Origin of the sequence: Methanomassiliicoccus sp. (assembly GCA_012719175.1) — an archaeon.
GTDB lineage: Archaea > Thermoplasmatota > Thermoplasmata > Methanomassiliicoccales > Methanomassiliicoccaceae > UBA6.
Genome location: JAAYAX010000007.1, coordinates 1 through 18,011 on the forward strand (window position 1 = coordinate 1; position 18,011 = coordinate 18,011).

The 18,011-nt window shown below is 57.9% G+C and carries 23 protein-coding genes and 1 other RNA gene; 14 read left to right on the forward strand and 10 right to left on the reverse strand.

Annotated features, from left to right (window positions below; all coding sequences use genetic code 11):
• On the reverse strand, positions 1-1,157 hold a 1,157-nt coding region (gene hisD, locus GXX95_05945), incomplete at its 3' end, for a histidinol dehydrogenase (protein NLT37682.1).
• Between the two features lie 473 nt (positions 1,158-1,630).
• Here hisD and GXX95_05950 point away from each other — a divergent pair.
• The 3 genes from GXX95_05950 (at position 1,631) to GXX95_05960 (ending at position 2,409) form a co-directional block, all read left to right on the forward strand.
• Positions 1,631-1,780 carry a hypothetical protein gene (locus tag GXX95_05950; protein NLT37683.1) on the forward strand — a complete coding sequence of 50 codons (150 nt, stop codon included), beginning with the start codon at positions 1,631-1,633 and terminating at the stop codon, positions 1,778-1,780.
• Positions 1,781-1,808: 28 nt separating this feature from the next.
• Positions 1,809-2,063: a thioredoxin family protein gene (locus tag GXX95_05955; protein NLT37684.1), complete on the forward strand. Its 255-nt coding sequence runs from the start codon at positions 1,809-1,811 to the stop codon at positions 2,061-2,063.
• Positions 2,064-2,127: 64 nt separating this feature from the next.
• Positions 2,128-2,409 carry a peptidylprolyl isomerase gene (locus tag GXX95_05960; GenBank protein NLT37685.1) on the forward strand — a complete coding sequence of 94 codons (282 nt, stop codon included), beginning with the start codon at positions 2,128-2,130 and terminating at the stop codon, positions 2,407-2,409.
• Positions 2,410-2,440: 31 nt separating this feature from the next.
• On the opposite strand, the gene GXX95_05965 is transcribed toward GXX95_05960, so the two are convergent.
• Positions 2,441-2,806 carry a hypothetical protein gene (locus GXX95_05965; protein NLT37686.1) on the reverse strand — a complete coding sequence of 122 codons (366 nt, stop codon included), beginning with the start codon at positions 2,804-2,806 and terminating at the stop codon, positions 2,441-2,443.
• A 167-nt stretch (positions 2,807-2,973) separates the two neighbouring features.
• On the opposite strand from GXX95_05965, the gene GXX95_05970 reads away from it, so the two are divergent.
• Complete coding sequence (locus tag GXX95_05970) at positions 2,974-3,507, forward strand: flavin reductase family protein (GenBank protein ID NLT37687.1); 534 nt, start codon at positions 2,974-2,976, stop codon at positions 3,505-3,507.
• Here the strand turns inward: GXX95_05970 and GXX95_05975 are convergent, their stop codons facing one another.
• Entirely contained in the window at positions 3,508-3,861 is a 354-nt protein-coding gene (locus GXX95_05975; protein ID NLT37688.1) for a hypothetical protein, read from the reverse strand.
• Positions 3,862-4,142: 281 nt separating this feature from the next.
• Here GXX95_05975 and GXX95_05980 point away from each other — a divergent pair, with 281 nt between their 5' ends.
• The 4 genes from GXX95_05980 to GXX95_05995 are packed head-to-tail and all read left to right on the forward strand — an operon-like array spanning position 4,143 to position 5,904.
• Complete coding sequence (locus GXX95_05980) at positions 4,143-4,565, forward strand: hypothetical protein (protein NLT37689.1); 423 nt, start codon at positions 4,143-4,145, stop codon at positions 4,563-4,565.
• 1 nt (position 4,566) lies between these two features.
• Positions 4,567-4,872 (forward strand): thioredoxin family protein, encoded by a 306-nt coding sequence (locus GXX95_05985; GenBank protein NLT37690.1) that lies wholly within the window; start codon positions 4,567-4,569, stop codon positions 4,870-4,872.
• Positions 4,873-4,876: 4 nt separating this feature from the next.
• Complete coding sequence (locus tag GXX95_05990; protein ID NLT37691.1) at positions 4,877-5,161, forward strand: hypothetical protein; 285 nt, start codon at positions 4,877-4,879, stop codon at positions 5,159-5,161.
• Entirely contained in the window at positions 5,158-5,904 is a 747-nt protein-coding gene (locus tag GXX95_05995; protein NLT37692.1) for a lipoate--protein ligase family protein, read from the forward strand. Before GXX95_05990 ends, GXX95_05995 begins: the two co-directional genes overlap by 4 nt.
• On the opposite strand, the gene GXX95_06000 is transcribed toward GXX95_05995, so the two are convergent.
• Genes GXX95_06000 through GXX95_06015 form a run of 4 tightly spaced genes read right to left on the reverse strand, consistent with a single transcriptional unit; the run spans position 5,901 to position 10,055 of the window.
• A complete protein-coding gene (locus GXX95_06000) occupies positions 5,901-7,121 on the reverse strand; it encodes a 2-oxo acid dehydrogenase subunit E2 (protein ID NLT37693.1) in 1,221 nt (406 codons plus the stop codon). The genes GXX95_05995 and GXX95_06000 overlap by 4 nt on opposite strands.
• Before the next feature lie 11 nt (positions 7,122-7,132).
• Positions 7,133-8,110: an alpha-ketoacid dehydrogenase subunit beta gene (locus tag GXX95_06005; GenBank protein NLT37694.1), complete on the reverse strand. Its 978-nt coding sequence runs from the start codon at positions 8,108-8,110 to the stop codon at positions 7,133-7,135.
• Positions 8,110-9,192, reverse strand: coding sequence for a pyruvate dehydrogenase (acetyl-transferring) E1 component subunit alpha (pdhA, locus tag GXX95_06010; protein NLT37695.1), 1,083 nt, complete (start codon positions 9,190-9,192; stop codon positions 8,110-8,112). The genes GXX95_06005 and pdhA overlap by 1 nt, the downstream gene beginning before the upstream one ends.
• A gap of 23 nt (positions 9,193-9,215) precedes the next feature.
• Positions 9,216-10,055 carry a lipoyl synthase gene (locus GXX95_06015; GenBank protein NLT37696.1) on the reverse strand — a complete coding sequence of 280 codons (840 nt, stop codon included), beginning with the start codon at positions 10,053-10,055 and terminating at the stop codon, positions 9,216-9,218.
• Positions 10,056-10,153: 98 nt separating this feature from the next.
• Between GXX95_06015 and GXX95_06020 the strand changes: the two genes are divergently transcribed.
• From GXX95_06020 to GXX95_06035, 4 genes are all read left to right on the forward strand, one after another.
• Entirely contained in the window at positions 10,154-10,459 is a 306-nt protein-coding gene (locus GXX95_06020) for a DUF2769 domain-containing protein (GenBank protein NLT37697.1), read from the forward strand.
• 44 nt (positions 10,460-10,503) lie between these two features.
• Positions 10,504-11,442, forward strand: coding sequence for an SDR family NAD(P)-dependent oxidoreductase (locus tag GXX95_06025; GenBank protein NLT37698.1), 939 nt, complete (start codon positions 10,504-10,506; stop codon positions 11,440-11,442).
• 71 nt (positions 11,443-11,513) lie between these two features.
• Complete coding sequence (locus GXX95_06030; protein NLT37699.1) at positions 11,514-11,795, forward strand: DUF2769 domain-containing protein; 282 nt, start codon at positions 11,514-11,516, stop codon at positions 11,793-11,795.
• Between the two features lie 144 nt (positions 11,796-11,939).
• Positions 11,940-12,854: a cation transporter gene (locus tag GXX95_06035; protein ID NLT37700.1), complete on the forward strand. Its 915-nt coding sequence runs from the start codon at positions 11,940-11,942 to the stop codon at positions 12,852-12,854.
• A 60-nt stretch (positions 12,855-12,914) separates the two neighbouring features.
• On the opposite strand, the gene GXX95_06040 is transcribed toward GXX95_06035, so the two are convergent.
• Positions 12,915-13,142, reverse strand: coding sequence for a hypothetical protein (locus tag GXX95_06040; protein ID NLT37701.1), 228 nt, complete (start codon positions 13,140-13,142; stop codon positions 12,915-12,917).
• A gap of 163 nt (positions 13,143-13,305) precedes the next feature.
• Here GXX95_06040 and ffs point away from each other — a divergent pair.
• Positions 13,306-13,616, forward strand: an RNA gene (gene ffs, locus GXX95_06045) — signal recognition particle sRNA.
• A gap of 6 nt (positions 13,617-13,622) precedes the next feature.
• On the opposite strand, the gene GXX95_06050 is transcribed toward ffs, so the two are convergent.
• A complete protein-coding gene (locus GXX95_06050; GenBank protein ID NLT37702.1) occupies positions 13,623-14,618 on the reverse strand; it encodes a methanogenesis marker 2 protein in 996 nt (331 codons plus the stop codon).
• A 54-nt stretch (positions 14,619-14,672) separates the two neighbouring features.
• A complete protein-coding gene (locus GXX95_06055; GenBank protein ID NLT37703.1) occupies positions 14,673-15,272 on the reverse strand; it encodes a hypothetical protein in 600 nt (199 codons plus the stop codon).
• A 546-nt stretch (positions 15,273-15,818) separates the two neighbouring features.
• Between GXX95_06055 and nrdD the strand changes: the two genes are divergently transcribed.
• Positions 15,819-17,921 carry an anaerobic ribonucleoside-triphosphate reductase gene (gene nrdD / locus GXX95_06060; GenBank protein ID NLT37704.1) on the forward strand — a complete coding sequence of 701 codons (2,103 nt, stop codon included), beginning with the start codon at positions 15,819-15,821 and terminating at the stop codon, positions 17,919-17,921.
• The last annotated feature ends 90 nt before the right edge of the window (positions 17,922-18,011 follow it).

Sequence of the window (18,011 nt, forward strand, 5' to 3'; positions counted from 1 at the left end):
CCCTCCCGCTCCACGATCTGGACCGAGCTTCGCTTCATGAACTGAGGGACGTCCAGACCAGAATGTACGTGAGCGAAGCCGGCGGTGGGGAGGACGTGGTTGGTCCCGGAGGCGTAGTCCCCCAGCGCCACCGCGGCATAGCGTCCAACGAAGATCGAGCCGGCGTTGCGTACGCCCTGTAGTGCCTTCTGGGGATCGCCCACCTGGATGGACAGGTGTTCAGGAGCAATGAAATTCACCAGCTCCACTGCGGATGCTTCGTCACGGGCCAGGACATAGCCGCAGTTCTGCAGTGACCTCTCGATGATCTCCTTCCTTTCCGAGCGCACTATCATCTTCTCGATCTCCCTTCCCACCTTGGAGGCCAGGGTCTCATCGGTGGTGATCAGGATGCATGCGGCGTTGGGATCATGCTCCGCCTGCGCCAAGATGTCCGCGGCGATGAAGCCCTCGTCCGCGGTGGAATCGGCCAGTACCGCGATCTCCGATGGGCCGGCGGGAGAGTCTATCTCCACCAGGTCCCTCAGGGCCATCTTGGCCGTGGTCACATAGATGTTACCCGGACCAACGATCTTCTGCACCGGGGAGATGCTCTTGGTCCCGATAGCCATAGCCGCTATGGCCTGGGCTCCGCCAACCTTGTAGATGGCGTCCACACCCGAGATGTCGGCCGCGACCAGCGTAAGGGGGCTCACCGGTGGTGGGGTGCACATGATGACGTGGGGGACACCAGCCACCCTAGCGGGCACAGAACACATGAGGACGGTCGAGGGGTAGGACGCCCGGCCTCCGGGAACGTAGATGCCTACGCTGTCCAGGGGGGTGGTCTTCACACCCAGCACCAGGCCGGGGGATACCTCTCGGGTCCACATATCGGCCGGCCTCTGCATGCGGTGGAAGGCCTCGATGTTCGCCTTGGAAGTTCTGAGCGCATCCACCAGAGCGCCGTCCACCTCGCGGTAGGCCTCCTCTATCTCCTCCCTGGTCACTTTGAGATGCTCCAGGCGGACCTTGTCGAACCTCTCGGTGAGCTCGAAAAGGGCCTCGTCCCCCTTCTCCCGCACCTGGGATATGATATCTACCACCGGACCCCGGGCCTCAGAGAGGCTGCCGCGCCGTCTGCTGTTCCATCTTTCGATGTCCACCTGCTTCAACATCAGGGGAACTAATGGAGCGCGTGGATTTAAGGGTACTGAGAGGAACGCCGACGAGGACCAGGGTGGCCAGGATGATGGCCATGCCCCCAGGAGAAGGGTCAGGCCGGTGCTCAGCCGCCCCACGCGGGCATGGAGCGCCCATGCGATACCGGTCAAAAACAACATGCCTGCTGCCAGGAGGGAGGGGCGGCGGATGGCGAGCACCAGGGCAACATCAGGTGAATAGGGACGATTACCACCACTGCGAGATGGGTGTGATCATGAAATGGGACACGCCGCCGTGGAGGAGCTTGAGATCACGATCGCCGCTATCATCGCACCGTCAGCCGTTGGCGCCAGGAGATATCGTATCTCTCGGTGACCATGTAGATGCCTATGTCTCCCATCCCCCAGGTCTGATTTACCCCCAGGACAGTTAACGCCATGGCCTCCCGGGAGATGTTGTCGATACCGATAACCGTTGAGACCGTGAGATGGTCGCCAGGACCTTGACGAGACCACCCACCAGCTCCCGAAGGATGTCCAACGGGCCGATGGGCCTGATGAACACCTGGATGGGGCACGACATCGGGGCTTGGGACCGCCTTAGGGGAAATATAGCTTTCCTTCAGGTCAAACTATAATAATCATCATCGGCCCTATTACGAAGAGATGAAGATCGAGATGTTCTACTCAATGAGCTGTGGGAAGTGCCGCATCCTGGAGACGGTCGTGCACACCGCCCTGGAGGACCTCAAGATGGACGTTGAGGTGGAAAAGCTGCTCAATCCCGAACAGGCCATGGAGCGTGGGGCCATGTCCCAGCCGGCGATGTGGATCGATGAAAAACTGGTCGTCCAGGGCCGGGTCCCGCTGGTGAGCGAGATGAAGGAGATGATCCTGAAAGCGAGGGACGGGCAGGCCTAAGACGAGGCGGACCTTGGACCTTTAAGAAGAACCTTTTTATTGTGGTTGCCTTTGCCTCTCTCCCATGGTTACCAAAGTTCACGCCGCCCATATACTGGTCAAGGACCAGGCCAAGGCATACGAGCTGCTCGCCCGGATCAAGTCCGGGGAAAAGTTCGAGACCATCGCCAAGGAGTATTCCACGTGCCCCTCCAAGAACAAGGGAGGAGACCTGGGAACCTTCGGACGCGGACAGATGGTCAAGAAGTTCGAGGACGCGGCCTTCGGCGCCAAGAAGGGTGAGGTAGTGGGACCGGTAAAGACCGAGTTCGGGTACCACCTCATCAAGGTCATCGACAGCCAGTAAACACCCTTCCGGCCGGAAGGCCGGTGCTTTCTCATTTCAATATAGCGTATGTCCATGCAAGCGCGGAGACAAACAACATCGTGAGCGCCCTGTACGGATCAAAGATGAAGAAACCTGCCAGGAACGACAGCACGATTGCCGCGATGCCCAGGGCTCCCGCCGTGCGGAAGGCCTTTCTTGACCTCCGAACGCCCTCGACCAACCAGTCATAGGAGAAGTACAGTACCGCTATGAAGAGGACCACCGCTGCGATCTGTATGTATGGTCCCAACATCTCCACTGTGGTCTCCAGGAGCATCTCCCCGGGATTGATCCCCAGGCCTGTCAGGACCCCCCATACGAAGGCCGAAAGGACGGGCTTGATGTCGAGCTTACGGTTCCTTCTACGTTGGGGCACGCGACCCCATGACCCCTTCCTCTCTTATCCTTTCTCCTTCCAGTATCTGAATGATGACAACGGTGAGATATCAGAAAGCGAGCACGGAGGTTGTGTTGCAGCGCCGAGCACCGAACCGATGAGGGTAGAATATTATTAGCACGGCCGCGCCTTGGCTACTGATAAACATGTCCGAGGAGGTTAAGTTGAACCTGGGAGCCATAGAAGCGGTGATGCAGCTGCCGCCTGCTCCCGTCATGCTGCTGGCCGTGGGTGAGAACGATCCGAACGTGACCACCATAGGGATGTTTAACGTGTTCTCCGTGGACCCCACCATCATAGGAATAGGAATAAAGTCCTCACGGTTCAGCTACAAGCTGCTCGAGGAGAGCGACGATTTCTCTCTCAATGTTCCCGGGAAGGACCTGCTGGAGAAGGTGATGAGGTGTGGACAGCATTCCGGAAGCAGGTTGAACAAGTTCTCCGAGGTCGGTCTTACGCCTAGGCCCGGCAGCAGGATCCGATCCCCCACCATCGCAGAGTGCCCGTTCACCCTGGAGGTGAAGAAGCTGGAGAACATCGACCGCAGTGACTGGGACCACATATGGTACATGGGCAAGGTAGTCCATGCGGACATCGACAAGGACTATGACCGGAGCAACGTACTCCTTTATTGGGACGGTGAGTTCTGGACACCGGAAATGGTCAAGGGAAAGGAGTGATCACTCTAGCAGCTCCCGGACCACCGAGGGCGGCCATATCTCATGGACCTCCTTCAAGTGAGCCTTGAGAGCGGTCGTCAGAAGCTCACCGTCGTGTCCGTATATGGGGGCACCGCAGTAGGGGCAGAGCAGCGACTCCTCGAGATCCTCCCCCGGTTCCCTATCAGTGGGTACGGTGCCACGCTTCATCCCCTCCCATAGCTCGGGACGGTGTTCCCTTCCCTCGGTCCCGGAGAGCGGGCTTCCCTGCAGATCGTGAACATCGATCATGTGATCCAGCAGCGCCCTGGTCAACTCTGATTCCCCATCGCCATCGAGAAAGTTGGAGCAGATGGGGCAGCGAATGGTGGTCATGGACTAACAATTTGAGCGCCGTGTCCATAAATGCTTCCATTCACGGGCCAGGAGGACAACCGGTATCGGCAGGTTGTCCGGCACCAGCATTGACCTTAGCTGACCGTAGGGCATTGAGAGGCGATGAGGATAGAATTGTGGCCTGTGTTGAGCCACAGAGCAGGTGACCTGCAACCTGAAGCCTACGAACATCGCTATCCATCGGAGCGTTTTTTTACGCCCTGTGGCAATCATATATATCGGTCCGGAGGCATCTGGAGGAAAAAGAAGGGGATGTAGAGATGAAAAGACTATGGCGATGCAATGTCTGCAACGATATTCACTACGGTGTGAAGGCTCCGGCCATCTGCCCGACCTGCGGTGCCAAGACCGCGTTCACGCTGATCGATTATCCCGAGTCCATGAAGGTCATATTCGATGACGGTGAGAGGCTTGACGAGGTGGATATGCTTCTCGAGGTATGGAATAAGTTCGCGGAAGGCAAACCCTTCAAGGTCAATCCTGACGAGGTGTTCGTGCGAACGTTGGCGAAGGGGGAACTGGAGAACCAGAAGAACCATGGTCTGAAGTACTGCCCGTGCAGGATAACCACAGGGGACAGGCTCGAGGACCTTGCCCTGATCTGCCCGTGCAACTTTTTTATACAGCCTGTCTACAAAGAGAGTGGTGAATGCTGGTGTGGTCTGTTCGTAAGGAGGGATTGAGATGAGCGAGGCGGGAGACCGATTGATCTTCTTCTGGGGCCGGGAATGTCCCCACTGTGCGAAGCTTCACCCCATCATTACTGAGGTCAGTGAAGAGCTCGCCAAGGAGAACGGCCGGGGTATCGAGGAGAAGGAGGTCTGGCACTCGGAGGAGAACGCCAAACTGATGCGTTCCTACGGTCAGGCCTTGAAGAAGGCCTGCGGCGGGTCCCTGGGCGTGCCCGCGCTGTACAATGAGAAGACCAAGAAGGCCCTCTGCGGCATGAGGACCACCAAGGAGCAGGTCCTAGAGTGGGCCAAGGAGTAGGCAGGTGCGGACCTCCGCCCAGAGGAGGGTCCAGGGTGGCAAGCAAGTACGGGTGTACCTGGAGATCGAGGGCGGAACGGTAACGGCAGCAGAGGTCTCCGGCGACTTCTTCATTTATCCTGAGGAAGGCCTGAAGGCTTTGGAGGATTCCCTGGTAGGATTGTCCGCAAGCACCACCGAGGATTCCGTCCTGGTGCTGGTAGAGGACATCTTCGGATCACATGGCATCACCGCCCTCGGCTTCGGGCCTCGGGACCTGGCCCGGACCATCTGGGAGGCGTTCCGGTGATCTGGAGGCTGCTTCCGTTCGAGCATGGCCAGGCCGCTATGAACATGGCCATCGATGAGGCGATAAGCGAAGGAGTTGCCCGAAAGATATCACCTCCGACCATAAGGTTCTACGGCTGGACCCCTTCGGCGGTAAGCATAGGATGCTTCCAGAACATACTGCAAGAGGTGGACGTGGAGGAGTGCCGCCGACAGGCTGTGGACGTTGTCCGCCGGCGCACCGGTGGCGGTACGGTATTCCACGATCAGGAAGGGGAGGTCACCTACAGCGTGATCGCGCCCGAGATGATGATGGGGATGGACATCCTGGCATCGTACCGCACTGTCTGCGGCTGGGTCATCGACGCCCTGTCCGATCTGGGCATCACCGCCGAGTTCGCACCCATCAATGACATCACTGTGAACGGGAAGAAAGTCTCCGGCTGTGCCCAGACCAGGCGGGGGGGTGCGTTCCTGCAGCACGGGACGGTGCTCCACTCCCTTGATGCCAGAAGGATGTTCTCCCTGCTCAGGGTGGACCGGGAGAAGCTGGCACAGAAGGGCCTAGGATCCGCGGAGCAGCGTGTGACCTCGGTGTTGGAGCTCTGCGACTGCACCCGGAACGAGCTGCTGGCCAGCCTGAGAGGCGCGTTCCTCAGGGGCAAGGAGCATACCACCGCCGAACTATCCGTAGGCGAGAGGGACAGGGCCCTGGAGCTGGTGCGGTCTCGGTACGGCGACCGGGGATGGACCTTCTCCCGCTAGATGCCCAGTAGCAGCAGCTCCGGGCTCTCCAGGAACCGCCTCAGGTCCGTTAGGAACCTGGCCGCCTCCGCCCCGTCCATAATCCGGTGGTCGAAGGTGAGGGATAGGTCCAGGACCTTCCTCGGCCTCACCTCCCCGTCGACGATCCGAGGCGCATCATAGATCCGGCCGGTCCCCAGGATGGCCGCCTCAGGATGGTTGGGTATGGGAGTGGCGAAAGTGCCGCCGAACACGCCGTAGTTGGTGATGGAGAAGGTGCCTCCCTTGAGATCGGCCAGATCGACCTTGCGCTCGTTGGCGGCCTCGGAAAGCGTCTTCAGTTCGGCGGCCAGCGCGATAATGTCCTTCTGATCGGTGGCCTTGACCACTGGAACCATGAGACCATCCTCCGTGGCCACGGCCACGCCCAGGTTATAGTATTTCTTTATGACGATCTCCCCGGTCTCCTCGTCCATGGAGGAGTTGAGGACCGGGTTCCTCTGGAGGGCGGCGATGACCGCCTTCATGATGAAAGGTAGGTAGGTGAGCTTCACCCCCTTCGATTCCATGACCTGGTCCTTCACCTTCTCCCGCAGGGCCACCAGTTCGGTCACGTCCGCGGTGTCCTGGGTGGTTACCAGCGCGGCCTTGCTCTGGGCTTCCATCATGTGCTTGGCGACCGCACGGCGCACCCCCCTCAGCGGCCTCCGCTCAACCCAGCCATAGAGGTCGAACTTCGGCTGGACCTTGGGAACGGTCGGCTTCTCCGTAACCGCCCCCGCCCCCCGGACATCATTCTCCACCACCCTGCCTTCAGGGCCTGTGCCTTTCACGGCGGATATATCCACTCCCAGGTCACGGGCCAGCCTGCGCACTGCGGGGGTGGCCTGTACCGCAGCGGGCGCCCTTACTTCCGTCCGGCTGCTGACCACGATCTCCTCGCCCACCGGAAGCTCTCCCACCACCGAGACCGATCCCGTCCCGGCCGGCTCGCCCTCCTCACCTTCCTCGATGGTGGCGAGCACCTCCCCCACCTTGACGATGCCGCCCTCGGGAAAACTGATCTTTCCCATGCGGCCGGAGTAGGGTGAGGGCATCTCCACGATGGCCTTGTCGGTCTCCACCTCGGCTATGGACTGGTCCTTTTTCACCAGGTCCCCTTCCTTGACCAACCACTTCTTTATCTCACCCTCAGTCACTCCCTCCCCGAGGTCGGGGAACTTGAACTCCATGGCCATTTTAGAACCTCCTAGAAATTGACGACCCTGTCGATGGCATCTTCTATCCTCCCTGCCGTCATGTAATAATATCTCTCTCCCTGGGGAAGGGGCACCACGATGTCCGGTGCCGTGACCCTCTCCACCGGAGCCTCCAGCGAGAGGAGAGCCCCCTCGTTGATCCGGGCGATCAGCTCCGCGGCCAGGCCGCCGGTCATGGGCGCCTCCTGGACTATGACGCAGTGCCCCGTCCTGCGGACTGAGGATAGCACCGCGTTGCTGTCCATGGGAGATAGGGTCCTAAGGTCCAGGACATCGCACCCTATCCCCTTCCTACTGGCCGATTCCACCGCCTTGTCGATGAGGGGCATCATCGCTCCCCATCCCACCACGGTTATGTCGTCACCTTCCCGCACCTGTCGGGACTCTCCGAGAGGAATGGCGAAGGTCCCTTCCTCGACCTCCTCCTTCATCAAACGGTAGCTCCTGGTAGGCTCTAAGAAAATGACCGGGTCAGGATCGCGTATCGCGGAGATCAGGAGACCTTTGGCCTCGCGAGGGGTCGACGGGACCACCACCTTCAGTCCGGGGACCTGGACGAAAAGCGCCTCCATGCTCTCGGAGTGATGCTCCAGCGCCTTCACGCCCGCCCCGTAGGGCATCCTCATGACCATGGGCACATGCATGCCTCCGCGGGTGCGGTTCCGCATGCGGGAAGCGTGGGAGATCAACGTACTGAGCGTGAGGTAGGAGAAGCCCATGAACTGGATCTCCGCCACCGGCCTCAGGCCGTTCAGCGCCATCCCCACGGCCATGCCTGCGATGGCCATCTCCGCCAGCGGGGTGTCCAAAACTCTCTCTGCCCCGAAGCGGTCGAGGAGGCCCTCGGTCACCCGGAAGACCCCGCCATCCCTTCCCACGTCCTCGCCCAGGACCACCACCGAGGGATCCTCCGCCATCTCCTCCGCCAAGGCCTGGTTCAGAGCGGAGACCATGTTCAGGACGGGCATCACCTCCCACCTCCTTCAGTACGTCGGGAGCGTTCCAGCTGCGCGGATAGCATCGGAGGCATCTGGCCGTAGGTGTGGATGAAAACATCGTCCACGGTAGGCCGGGGGAACCTCTCCGCCTCCGCCACTATGCGCTCCGTCTCCTCCTTGGCCTCGCTGTGAATGATCTCATTCGCCCTCTCGTCGAGTATGCCCTTGCTCATGAGGTAGGCCTTGAGACGGACCAGGGGATCGCGTCCCTCCCATTCCTTCAGCTCCTCCTCGAGGCGGTACTTCTTGGCATCGTCCGACGTGGTGTGGTTCCCCATGCGGTAGGTGAACGCCTCGATCAGCGTGGGACCCTCTCCCCGGCGGGCGCGCCCCACCGCCTCCTGGGTGGCGATGTACATCGCCAGCACGTCGTTGCCGTCCACCATGATGCCCGGGAACCCGTACGCCACGGCCTTCTGGGCCAGCGTAGGGGCCGCGGTCTGGCGTTGGCGGGGCATGGATATGGCCCATTGGTTGTTTTGGACAACGAACACGTTGGGGGTGCGGAACGTCCCTGCGGAATTCAGGGCCTCATGGAAGTCACCGGTGGAGGTGGCCCCATCGCCACAATAGCTTAGGGTGACCGTCCCCTCCTTTCGTATCATGGACGCGTAGGCCATTCCCACGGCGATGGGGAGCTGGGAGCCTACTGGGATGACCGCGGGAAGGACCCTCAGCTCCGGTGGATAATGGCTTCCCTCCTCGTTCCCCATCCAATAGAGGTAGAGCCTCAGCGGGTCCAGCCCTTTCCACAGCAGCCCTGCCAGCTCCCGGAAGGCCCAGACGAGCCAGTCGTCCTTGCCGATGACCATGGCGGGACCGAGGGACGCGGCCTCCTGACCTCTGTTTGGAGGGTATGCCCCCAGACGGCCCTGGCGCTGCAGGATCACCGCCTTCTCGTCGATCTGTCTGGCCAGCACCATGGTGCGATACGCCCTATTAAGGATCTCGGTATCGAGATGGGGGTCCAAGGATGGGGTCACTAGCTCCCCGTCCTGGTCAAGCACCTGCAGCATCCTCTTCTTGAGGGGATCGTAGTCTTCTATCAACATGTCGGGGTCTCCTTGTCATCACGTTAAAGGGTGGGGAAAGAGCTCCTCATGAGAGGACCGGAGGCCACATGGCGGAACCCCAGGTCCTGCGCCTCCTTGGAGAGCCTCTGGAATATCTCCGGATGTACGTACTCGTGGACCTCCAGTAGGCCGTTCCGGGGACGGAGGTACTGGCCCATGACGACCGTTTCCGTTCCTGCCTTCCGCAGGTCCCCCAGGGTTTCGATGACCTCATCGTACCGCTCTCCCAGGCCCAGCATGAGGGAGCTCTTGGTCACCATATAAGGGTCCAACCTCCTGATGGTCCGCAGGGTCTCCAGTGTGCCTTCGTATGTGGACCGGGGGTCCCTTATGTCCTGAAGGCGCCTGACGGTCTCGATGTTGTGGCCGAGCACATCGGGCCCGGACTCCACGATTGAGCGGAGGTCGTCCTCGGAGGCGCGCATGTCCGGTATCAGCAGCTCGATGCTTGCGCTTGGATGCTCGCTGTGTATGGCGTCCACCACCGCACGGTATTGCCCCGCACCCTGATCTGGCAGATCATCCCTGGTCACTGACGTGATCACCACATGCTTCAATCCCAGTTCCGCCACCGCCGAGGCGATCCTCATCGGCTCCTCCCGGTCCAGGGGTTCAGGCACCCCATGGTCCACCGCGCAGAAGGCACAGCTGCGGGTGCAGGTACGGCCCAGGATGAGGAAAGTTGCATGTCCTAGCGACCAGCAGTATCCCAGGTTAGGACAGTGGGCCGAGTCGCATATTGTACGGAGACCGCAGGAACGGAGCGTTTCCCGGACCTTGGGGAATACGTCCCCGGTTGACGCTCTCACCTTCAACCATTCGGGCTTTCCTCCGACGACCATCGGTTTTAGTATGGTCATCGCTGAATGAAATAAGCAGCGGAGGTCCAGCCCCGCTACCGCTAAATACTCCCGCTCTCGGATATCTATGCGGTGATCAAATGGACGCTTACGAGAAGTTGCGGGGCGACCTAGACTCCAGTGTCAAAGAGGACAGGGAGAGAGCGATCGAGGCGCTGAGGTCCGAGTGCATGTGCCCGGGCTGCCCTATATACAACAAGTGTGCCGAGGAGGCGGGGGAGCTACTTTACTGCTTCCTGGGGCGCAGCCAAGGATGCATCACCAGCGAGGACCTGGGGTGCGTATGCCTGATGGACTGCCCGGTGGCGAACCGGGCGGGACTGGACAATCTGTTCTACTGCACCAAGGGCACCGAGGCGGAGATCAGGAAAAACCCGCCGGAGTGACCGCCCATTAGAAACGATTATTTCCACGCCGGCCGATGGCCAGGATGATGAGCTCGAAGGAGAGGGAGTGGAGCGCGGAGACCGTAGGCCGCATCGATGACCTGAACATCATCGTCACCGGCGGAGCCTCCGGTCTGGGGGCGAGGATCTCCCGCATCCTGGCGGAGAAGGGTGGTCGGATCACCATAGCCGACATCGACACCAGGGGCGCAGGGATGGTGGCCGATGAGATCCGCCGGTCCGTACCCGGCGCGGAGCCTGAGGTCCGGAGACTGGACCTGGGGGACCTGAGCTCAGTGGAGCGCTTTTCTGCAGCGTACCGGGCTGAGCATGACCAGCTGGGCCTTCTCCTGAACAATGCCGGCATCATGACCCCTCCTTACCGGACGACGGCGCAGGGATTCGAGTCCCAGTGGGGGGTGAACCACCTGGGCCACTTCGCCCTCACTGCAGGACTGCTCGAACTGCTCGCCGCGACCCCCGGGTCGCGGGTGGTGGTGCAGACCAGCTGTGTACACCGAGGAGGCAATATCCGCTTCTCGGACATCAGCTCCGAGCGGTCGTACTCGCCTTGGCGCGCATATAAGCAGAGCAAGCTCGCTACCCTGCTCTTCGCTCGTGAGCTGCACCGCCGGCTGGAGCTCGCCGGGCTGGGATCGCCGGCCTGTGTGGGCTCCCACCCCGGCCTGGTGAACACCCCGCTGTATCAGAACACCCAGCTCATGCGGTGGTACCTGCGCCCGTTCATGCATAGCATCGATGACGGGGTCCAGCCTGCCCTGAGAGCTTGCCTCGATCCGTTGGTGAAGGGCGGGGAGCTCATCGGTCCCGACGGATGGATGGAGTTCAAGGGCCGACCGGTGAGGGTGCGGCCTCACAACCGGGGAAGGGACATGGATCTGGCGACCAGGGTATGGGAGCTGTCGGAGGGGATGACAGGCATCGACCTCGGCGCTCATATCACATCTATGGGCCGCCGGTGACCCGTGGGCATGATGATATCGGCTGCGGATGCCGCAATGATTGATATTGTGTGGGAACGTTGACATGAGCGATGCGCAACATCGATGAACTTAACCGGATGACGCCGGAGAAGAGGAAGGCCGAGATCGCGAGCATGCGGTCGAAGTGCCCGTGCGCCAAGTGCCCCTCCTTCACGGAGTGTGCCAAGGAACGGGACGAGAAGATGTTCTGCTTCTACGGGCGCTCCCCGGACTGCATATCGCGTGAGCTGAAGTGCATCTGCCCCAAGTGTCCGGTGCACGCGGAGTTCGGGTTCAAAGGCCTGCATTATTGCACCCGGGGTGGCGAGAGGACGACCCCCAAGCGGTTCTGATCCGTCAGCTTTCCATCTCTTGAGGCCCTGAGCTCCAATGGCTTGGAGCGTGCTTCACACCAATGTTAAAATATTCTCTTTTTAATGCAGCCAAATAAGAAGTGGTGGTAGTCGACGGCAACACACAGCGGTTCTCGGATTGCGATCATAGCGGCCATCATCGGGAACCTGGCCATCGCCATTGTCAAGTTCATCGCCGCCGCTTTAACCGGCTCCTCGGCCATGATCTCTGAGGGCATCCACTCCATCGTGGACACAGGTAACGGGATCCTCCTGCTCCTGGGATTGAAACGGGCCAAGCGGCCTGCCGACGAGAGCCATCCCTTCGGGTACGGCAAGTCGTTGTACTTCTGGACGAATATCGTCGCAATATCCATCTTCGGCATCGGCGGTGGAATGTCCCTATACGAGGGCATCACGTACATCCTGGCAGTGACCCCCAGCACGGTGCTGGGGGACCCAACGGCTGCGTACATCGTGCTCGCGATAGCCATCCTCATCGAGAGTGTCACATTCGCGATCGCCATAAGACAGTTCAACCAAGCGAAGGGCGTGAAGAGCTCCATGGAGTTCTTGAAGGAGTCCAAGGACCCAAGCCTCTACACTGTGGTCCTCGAGGACAGTGCCGCACTGCTCGGCCTTGTCTTCGCGTTCCTTGGCATATTCTTCGGTCACTTGTTCCACAACCCATACCTCGATGGCTTGGCATCCATCGCCATCGGTATTCTTCTGATGAGCGTTGCTTGGTTCCTGGCCCACCGGACCAGCGGCCTGCTGCTTGGTGAGGGCGTCAGCAGGGAAATGCTGGCGGACATCCGGAAGCGTGTGGAGGCGGACCCCTCGGTGGAGCGCTCCGGGGACATCCTCACGATGTACCTGGGCCCGCACGATCTGCTCATCAACATGGGCGTGTGCTTCGTCGTCGGCACCACGGCCGAGCAGATGCATGAGGCCATCCGCCGCATCGAGGCTGAGCTCCGTAAAGCGTATCCTGAGACCAACAGAGTGTATATCGAAGCTGAATCGCTGCCTGCCGTAGCCACGAAATGTCCAGATTGAGCTATCGGTCTTTTTGGATGGATTCCGATCCCTCTGAGAAAGTGGGATAGGTGGTCAGGCTTAAGTCTGCGATCCCCTTTCCTCTGCCAGCTTGCTGAAGTACTCTACCGAGCTGGGGTTGGTGACGTCTATGGTCAGGATGATGTTGTCCTCTTCCTCCTCCGCGTCCTTGACGAAACCTATCAGGATGTTCTCATCACCGAACGGGCAAAAGCCCTCGGCTTTGAACCTCTCCAACAGTCCCTGGGCAAGCTTGTCGGCCTTCGGGGAGGTTATTCGGACGATCACGCTCAGGACTCGAGTCCTGTTTATTTAGATTGGTCGCCTCGGTTCGTGTGTTCTGATAGTGAAACCACCCGCTGCCCTTGCATCATCATTGATATCCGGTCCAGAGTATCAGCCTGAGCCAGCACTTCGCAAGGAATATATAGGTTCAGCATCTTAGGAGGGGCGCTAGGCTCGACCGGGACGTTCGGCACGCCCTTTTACACCGCAGACGTCGATAGCGGGGGTGACAACGGGGGACGCCGTAACCGGAAAGGCGCGGGCCCTGCCAACGACTATGAGGCCTCGTCCTATGGGGTTGGAGGCGGTTAGGAGGCGCGATCGGAGGGTCGCGCGCCTTTCCCTGGTCACGGAGAACGGGTCAGGCCCTGACGGGAGCAGCCTTACCGTGGACTACTAACGCTCAAAGGGGAGCGGGGCTGAGAAGCTGGTAGGACAACTCGTGTTGATCCGAGCGGCTACCTTCGTGGCCTAGCACCTTCTTCATCTTTGTGCATGTGAAGGCAACTTGCTCGGATCGCATCCAGTTATCACGTCATGCTTCAGGTCGAACACCACTGCGGTAGACTCATTATCAGATATGACCAGCTCATTGGTGTCGTTCACCATTCCCACGACAGCGGCGGTGATGCCGACCGTATCGAAGATCTCTATGATCTCACGGGAACAGCCAGGATCACACGTTATCGTAAAACCGCAGCCCTGGTAGGCAAGTAACCACTGCTCGAAATCGACGTCCTGGGGACGGGGGATCCTATCAAGCTCCACCCTGCCACCCTTACCGCTGGTCTCCAGGAGCATTCCCAGAGTGCCTATGCACCCCGGATTGCTGATGTCCTTTCCGGAACGGACAAGATGCCTCTTGCCGATCTCGTTCATGATCAGCATCTGCTTGCGGCAGGTCTCCGAGTCCTTCAAGGATGTGGTGTCCCATGCATACGGAAGTGCGGTAGGAAAGAAGCCGATGAGGTCCATCGCGAATATGATGTCATCGCCCGCCCTGGCAGTATGAGAATAGATGACCGAGTCTCTTCGGGCTGTGCCGAGAACAGCAACGTCGATGGCGTTGTATCCACAATCAGGGTGGGTATGACCGCCGACGATGGGGACCCCGAACTTCTGCACCGCAGCCTCCATGCCTTTCATGACCTGAGCGCAGACGTTCTCCTCCTTCATGGAGACAATGTCCACCATGGCCAACGGCACACCGCCCATGGCGGAGATGTCGTTCAGGTTCACAAGAACAGCGAAGTAACCAGCATAGAATGGATTGGTCTTCATCAGGCTTTCCATGATTCCATCAGCGGCCAGAAGAAGAACGTCGTCATTGAAACCGATGACCGCGGCATCATCTCCATAGGCTGCGAGGACGTTGTCCTGAGGAATGAGGGGGAAGAAACCTATGACCTCGGAAATGGTCCTCTTGCGGGTTACCCCCGGATACTTCCTGAGCTTCTCTGCAAGAGCTTGCAGGTCCATATTCGAGTCAATAGATGCATGGCTTAAATAAATTATTCAGGCTTGGAAAAAGAGTTAGGACTTCTCACCGATGCCGAAATCCAATTTAGTCTGTTTTGTCTCACGTATGAGATTGGAGAAACCCAGAAGGTCGCAAAGGATCGACGATAGAAGGTCCTCGAACTTCGGGGCGAGAGCGGGATCATCGTGAATGTAAGCAAGGTTCACATCCAGGATCTTAATGCCTGCCCTCTGCAGGAATTTTTTCACATCTTGCTTTTCCTCGTTGCTCACCTGCATCGCGGGGGGCATGTCTCTGACCCCAGCCCTCCTGAGCTCCTCGAAGAATATTGGCCGGTGGAACAACCTGTATAGTGTATAAAGGATCAGAAGATCGGCTTCGGGACCATTGCTTATAATTCTTGCCCCATCTCCAACGATCTCGTAGACGTCCTTATCCTTCCCTTTTCCAAGGAGGTAAACCTTTGCAGGTGGCACATCCTTTTCCTTAAGATAATTGTTATCGGTCAGAGCCCTCAGATAACCCGTCAGGATGAGCCGATGAAGGTTTACGCCCCTCTCACCTAGTTCCTTTGATAAGGCGCTTATGGATTTACCATCATTCTTTAAAATATCGAATATATGTTCCTTCAATGCCCTATCTGGATTAAACATTTTATCAGATATGGTAACAGATTTGGTAAATAAATAATTGATTTGTACATTCTACATTATAAGTTATTAGAAAGCATTGATATCAAGTTCCTTATTACCTCATCGTGCCTCGATTGCATAATCTGTTCCGAGTATCCTAACATATTGTAGATCGCAGATATCTCGCTATCTTTAACATTCTCTAGATTAGAGATAAATAGAAAATTCTAAGGTCATAAACTCCGGGTAGTGTTATTGATGATGATAACTATCGAACGACAAAACAATAATTCTTTTTGATGTATAATATATATTCTGACTATCAAGAACAATAATAAACAAACTTGAAAATATTGGATTTTTTGTTCATTTTTCATACAGTTTCAGGATGCTGGCTCATTCATCTGATAACAAATATGGTATTGAATCTGATAACAAACTCTTTTTTGAATGGACATTTTTGCATTCCTATTGTACCAGGTTCTTGTCAAAATTACACTTATACCCAATCCTCAATTGTCCTTTTTGTTCAATCAATAGCGAAATGGTAGGGGCACGAGTGGTATAATGAAAGCATCTGAAGAAAAGCAATCGACCAATATGTACGGGGACAATAGGGAATCGACCGAACTCACGCTGTTCGTTAGGACGTCCGATGAGGAGCTCAAGAAGTGGGACCGTTCTAAGATATATGATGCCCTGATAAGGGAAACAACGATCAGCGAGGATGCGGCGGCGATCATCTCCCGTGAGGTCGAGAAGATGATAGCAGAGCTCGAGATAGATATGATCACTGCTCCGTTGATCAGAGAGCTCACAAACGCTAAGCTTGTTGAATATGGACTCTCTAAGATCAGAAAGCAGCACACCCGTCTAGGTGTCCCGCTATACGATGCACGGCAGATCATAATGATGCCCAACAAGGAGAACGCTAACGTTCCCCATGGGCCGGAGGCCACCAACCTCACTCTCGCGGAGAACATCAAGAAGGAGTTCGCTCTCCTGGAAGTGTTCACGCAGGACCTTGCCGATGCTCACATGCGCGGGGACATACACCTTCATGATCTTGGCATGGTCGACCGCCCGTACTGCTCAGGACAGAGCATCGAGTACGTGAAGAGGTTCGGCCTTAACCTTCCGAATGCCCTTAGCATCGCCAAGCCGGCACGGCACCCTGAGGTGCTGATCGAACAGATCATCAAGTTCTCCGCAGCCCTGCAGGGACACTTCTCCGGAGCCATCGGCTGGGACGCCTTCAATCTGTTCCTAGCCCCTTATCTGGTCGATGTTGACGATAAGCGGATGAAGCAGCTTGCCCAGATCCTCATCTATGAGTTCGCTCAGCAGGCCGTCGCTAGAGGGGGTCAGAGCATCTTCTCCGACCTGAACCTCTACTGGGAGGTGCCTGACCATTTCGTCGGCGTTCCGGCGATAGGGCCAGAGGGCAAGTTCACCGGCAAGAACTACGAAGACTACCTCCCCGAGGCCCAGAGGTTTATCAACGCCCTGTTCGATGTTTATCTAGAGGGGGACGCAATGGGGAGGCCGTTCTTCTTCCCCAAACCTAACGTCCACATGACAGAGAAGTTCTTCCAGACCGAGGGGCACGAGGAGTTCCTGAACAAGATCTCCAAGGTCGCGTCCGAGAAGGGTAACACCTACTTCGTCTTCGACCGCGGCGGAACTGCCAAGATATCCGAGTGCTGCCGCCTGACCTTCAAGCTGGAACAGTCCGACCTGGACGACGCCAAGACCCCATGGAAGATGAGATATTCTGCCATGCAGAACGTTACCATCAACCTCCCCCGGGTAGCATACGATGCTCATCAGAACGATGAGCGCCTGTTCGAGCTGTTGACCAAAAGGCTGGAGATGGTGGCCCAAGCCCATGTCCAGAAGAGGGAGTTCATCACGCAACTGTTCAACATGGGTAAGGACGGACCCCTGTCCCTCCTCACCATGAACATGGATGGAGAGTCATACTACAGGATCAACAAGTCCTCCTTCCTGGTGGGAATGGTCGGGCTCAACGAGCTAGTGCAATATCACACCGGTAAGCAGCTCCACGAGTCCAAGGAAGCAATGATGTTCGGCCTCAAGGTCATCTCCTACATGAAGACCGAGGCTGAGCGCATTGGAAACGAATATGGTCTGAAGATGCCCCTGGAGCAGACCCCGGCAGAGTCGACGGCCTACCGCTTCGCCAAACTGGACATGAAATACTACCCGCTCCAGTCACCGACGGTCATCAAGGGCAACAAGAAGAACGGAGAGATATACTACACGAACTCCACCTACATGAACGTGGGAGCGGACATATCCGCTATCGAGAGGGTAAAGATGGAGGGCCGCTTCCATCCTCTGATCGATGCGGGCTCCCTCACCCATGTGTGGCTTGGAGAGTCGAAACCCTCGCCGGAGAGCATTGCGGCGTTCGTGGTCAAGACGTTCCAGAACACCTCCAACGCCCAGATCTGCTTCAGCCCGGAGTTCACCTCCTGCCTTGGCTGCGGGAAGACCGCGAGAGGGCTGCGCGAGGCATGCTCCTACTGCGGCTCCCCTGATGTTGAAGGCATCACCCGTGTGACCGGGTTCTTCTCCAAGACCAAGGGATGGAACAAGGGCAAGATGGGTGAGCTCAAGGACCGCACCAGGAACATCATAGAGTGAGCGCGTCCAAACCACTTATAAATCTTTTATTTTGTTTTCCTACTTTCATCTACCAGCCCTTCGATTCAATCAACATGACCTTACGATACT

What these genes read in the sequence shown, in the direction of transcription:
- GXX95_05950 (NLT37683.1), top strand. Translation starts at nt 1,631, where the DNA reads ATGGTCGCCAGGACCTTGACGAGACCACCCACCAGCTCCCGAAGGATG.
- GXX95_05955 (NLT37684.1), top strand. Translation starts at nt 1,809, where the DNA reads ATGAAGATCGAGATGTTCTACTCAATGAGCTGTGGGAAGTGCCGCATC.
- GXX95_05960 (NLT37685.1), top strand. Translation starts at nt 2,128, where the DNA reads ATGGTTACCAAAGTTCACGCCGCCCATATACTGGTCAAGGACCAGGCC.
- GXX95_05970 (NLT37687.1), top strand. Translation starts at nt 2,974, where the DNA reads ATGTCCGAGGAGGTTAAGTTGAACCTGGGAGCCATAGAAGCGGTGATG.
- GXX95_05975 (NLT37688.1), bottom strand. Translation starts at nt 3,861, where the DNA reads ATGACCACCATTCGCTGCCCCATCTGCTCCAACTTTCTCGATGGCGAT.
- GXX95_05980 (NLT37689.1), top strand. Translation starts at nt 4,143, where the DNA reads ATGAAAAGACTATGGCGATGCAATGTCTGCAACGATATTCACTACGGT.
- GXX95_05985 (NLT37690.1), top strand. Translation starts at nt 4,567, where the DNA reads ATGAGCGAGGCGGGAGACCGATTGATCTTCTTCTGGGGCCGGGAATGT.
- GXX95_06000 (NLT37693.1), bottom strand. Translation starts at nt 7,121, where the DNA reads ATGGCCATGGAGTTCAAGTTCCCCGACCTCGGGGAGGGAGTGACTGAG.
- GXX95_06005 (NLT37694.1), bottom strand. Translation starts at nt 8,110, where the DNA reads ATGCCCGTCCTGAACATGGTCTCCGCTCTGAACCAGGCCTTGGCGGAG.
- pdhA (NLT37695.1), bottom strand. Translation starts at nt 9,192, where the DNA reads ATGTTGATAGAAGACTACGATCCCCTCAAGAAGAGGATGCTGCAGGTG.
- GXX95_06015 (NLT37696.1), bottom strand. Translation starts at nt 10,055, where the DNA reads ATGGTCGTCGGAGGAAAGCCCGAATGGTTGAAGGTGAGAGCGTCAACC.
- GXX95_06020 (NLT37697.1), top strand. Translation starts at nt 10,154, where the DNA reads ATGGACGCTTACGAGAAGTTGCGGGGCGACCTAGACTCCAGTGTCAAA.
- GXX95_06025 (NLT37698.1), top strand. Translation starts at nt 10,504, where the DNA reads ATGATGAGCTCGAAGGAGAGGGAGTGGAGCGCGGAGACCGTAGGCCGC.
- GXX95_06030 (NLT37699.1), top strand. Translation starts at nt 11,514, where the DNA reads ATGCGCAACATCGATGAACTTAACCGGATGACGCCGGAGAAGAGGAAG.
- GXX95_06050 (NLT37702.1), bottom strand. Translation starts at nt 14,618, where the DNA reads ATGGACCTGCAAGCTCTTGCAGAGAAGCTCAGGAAGTATCCGGGGGTA.
- GXX95_06055 (NLT37703.1), bottom strand. Translation starts at nt 15,272, where the DNA reads ATGTTTAATCCAGATAGGGCATTGAAGGAACATATATTCGATATTTTA.
- nrdD (NLT37704.1), top strand. Translation starts at nt 15,819, where the DNA reads ATGAAAGCATCTGAAGAAAAGCAATCGACCAATATGTACGGGGACAAT.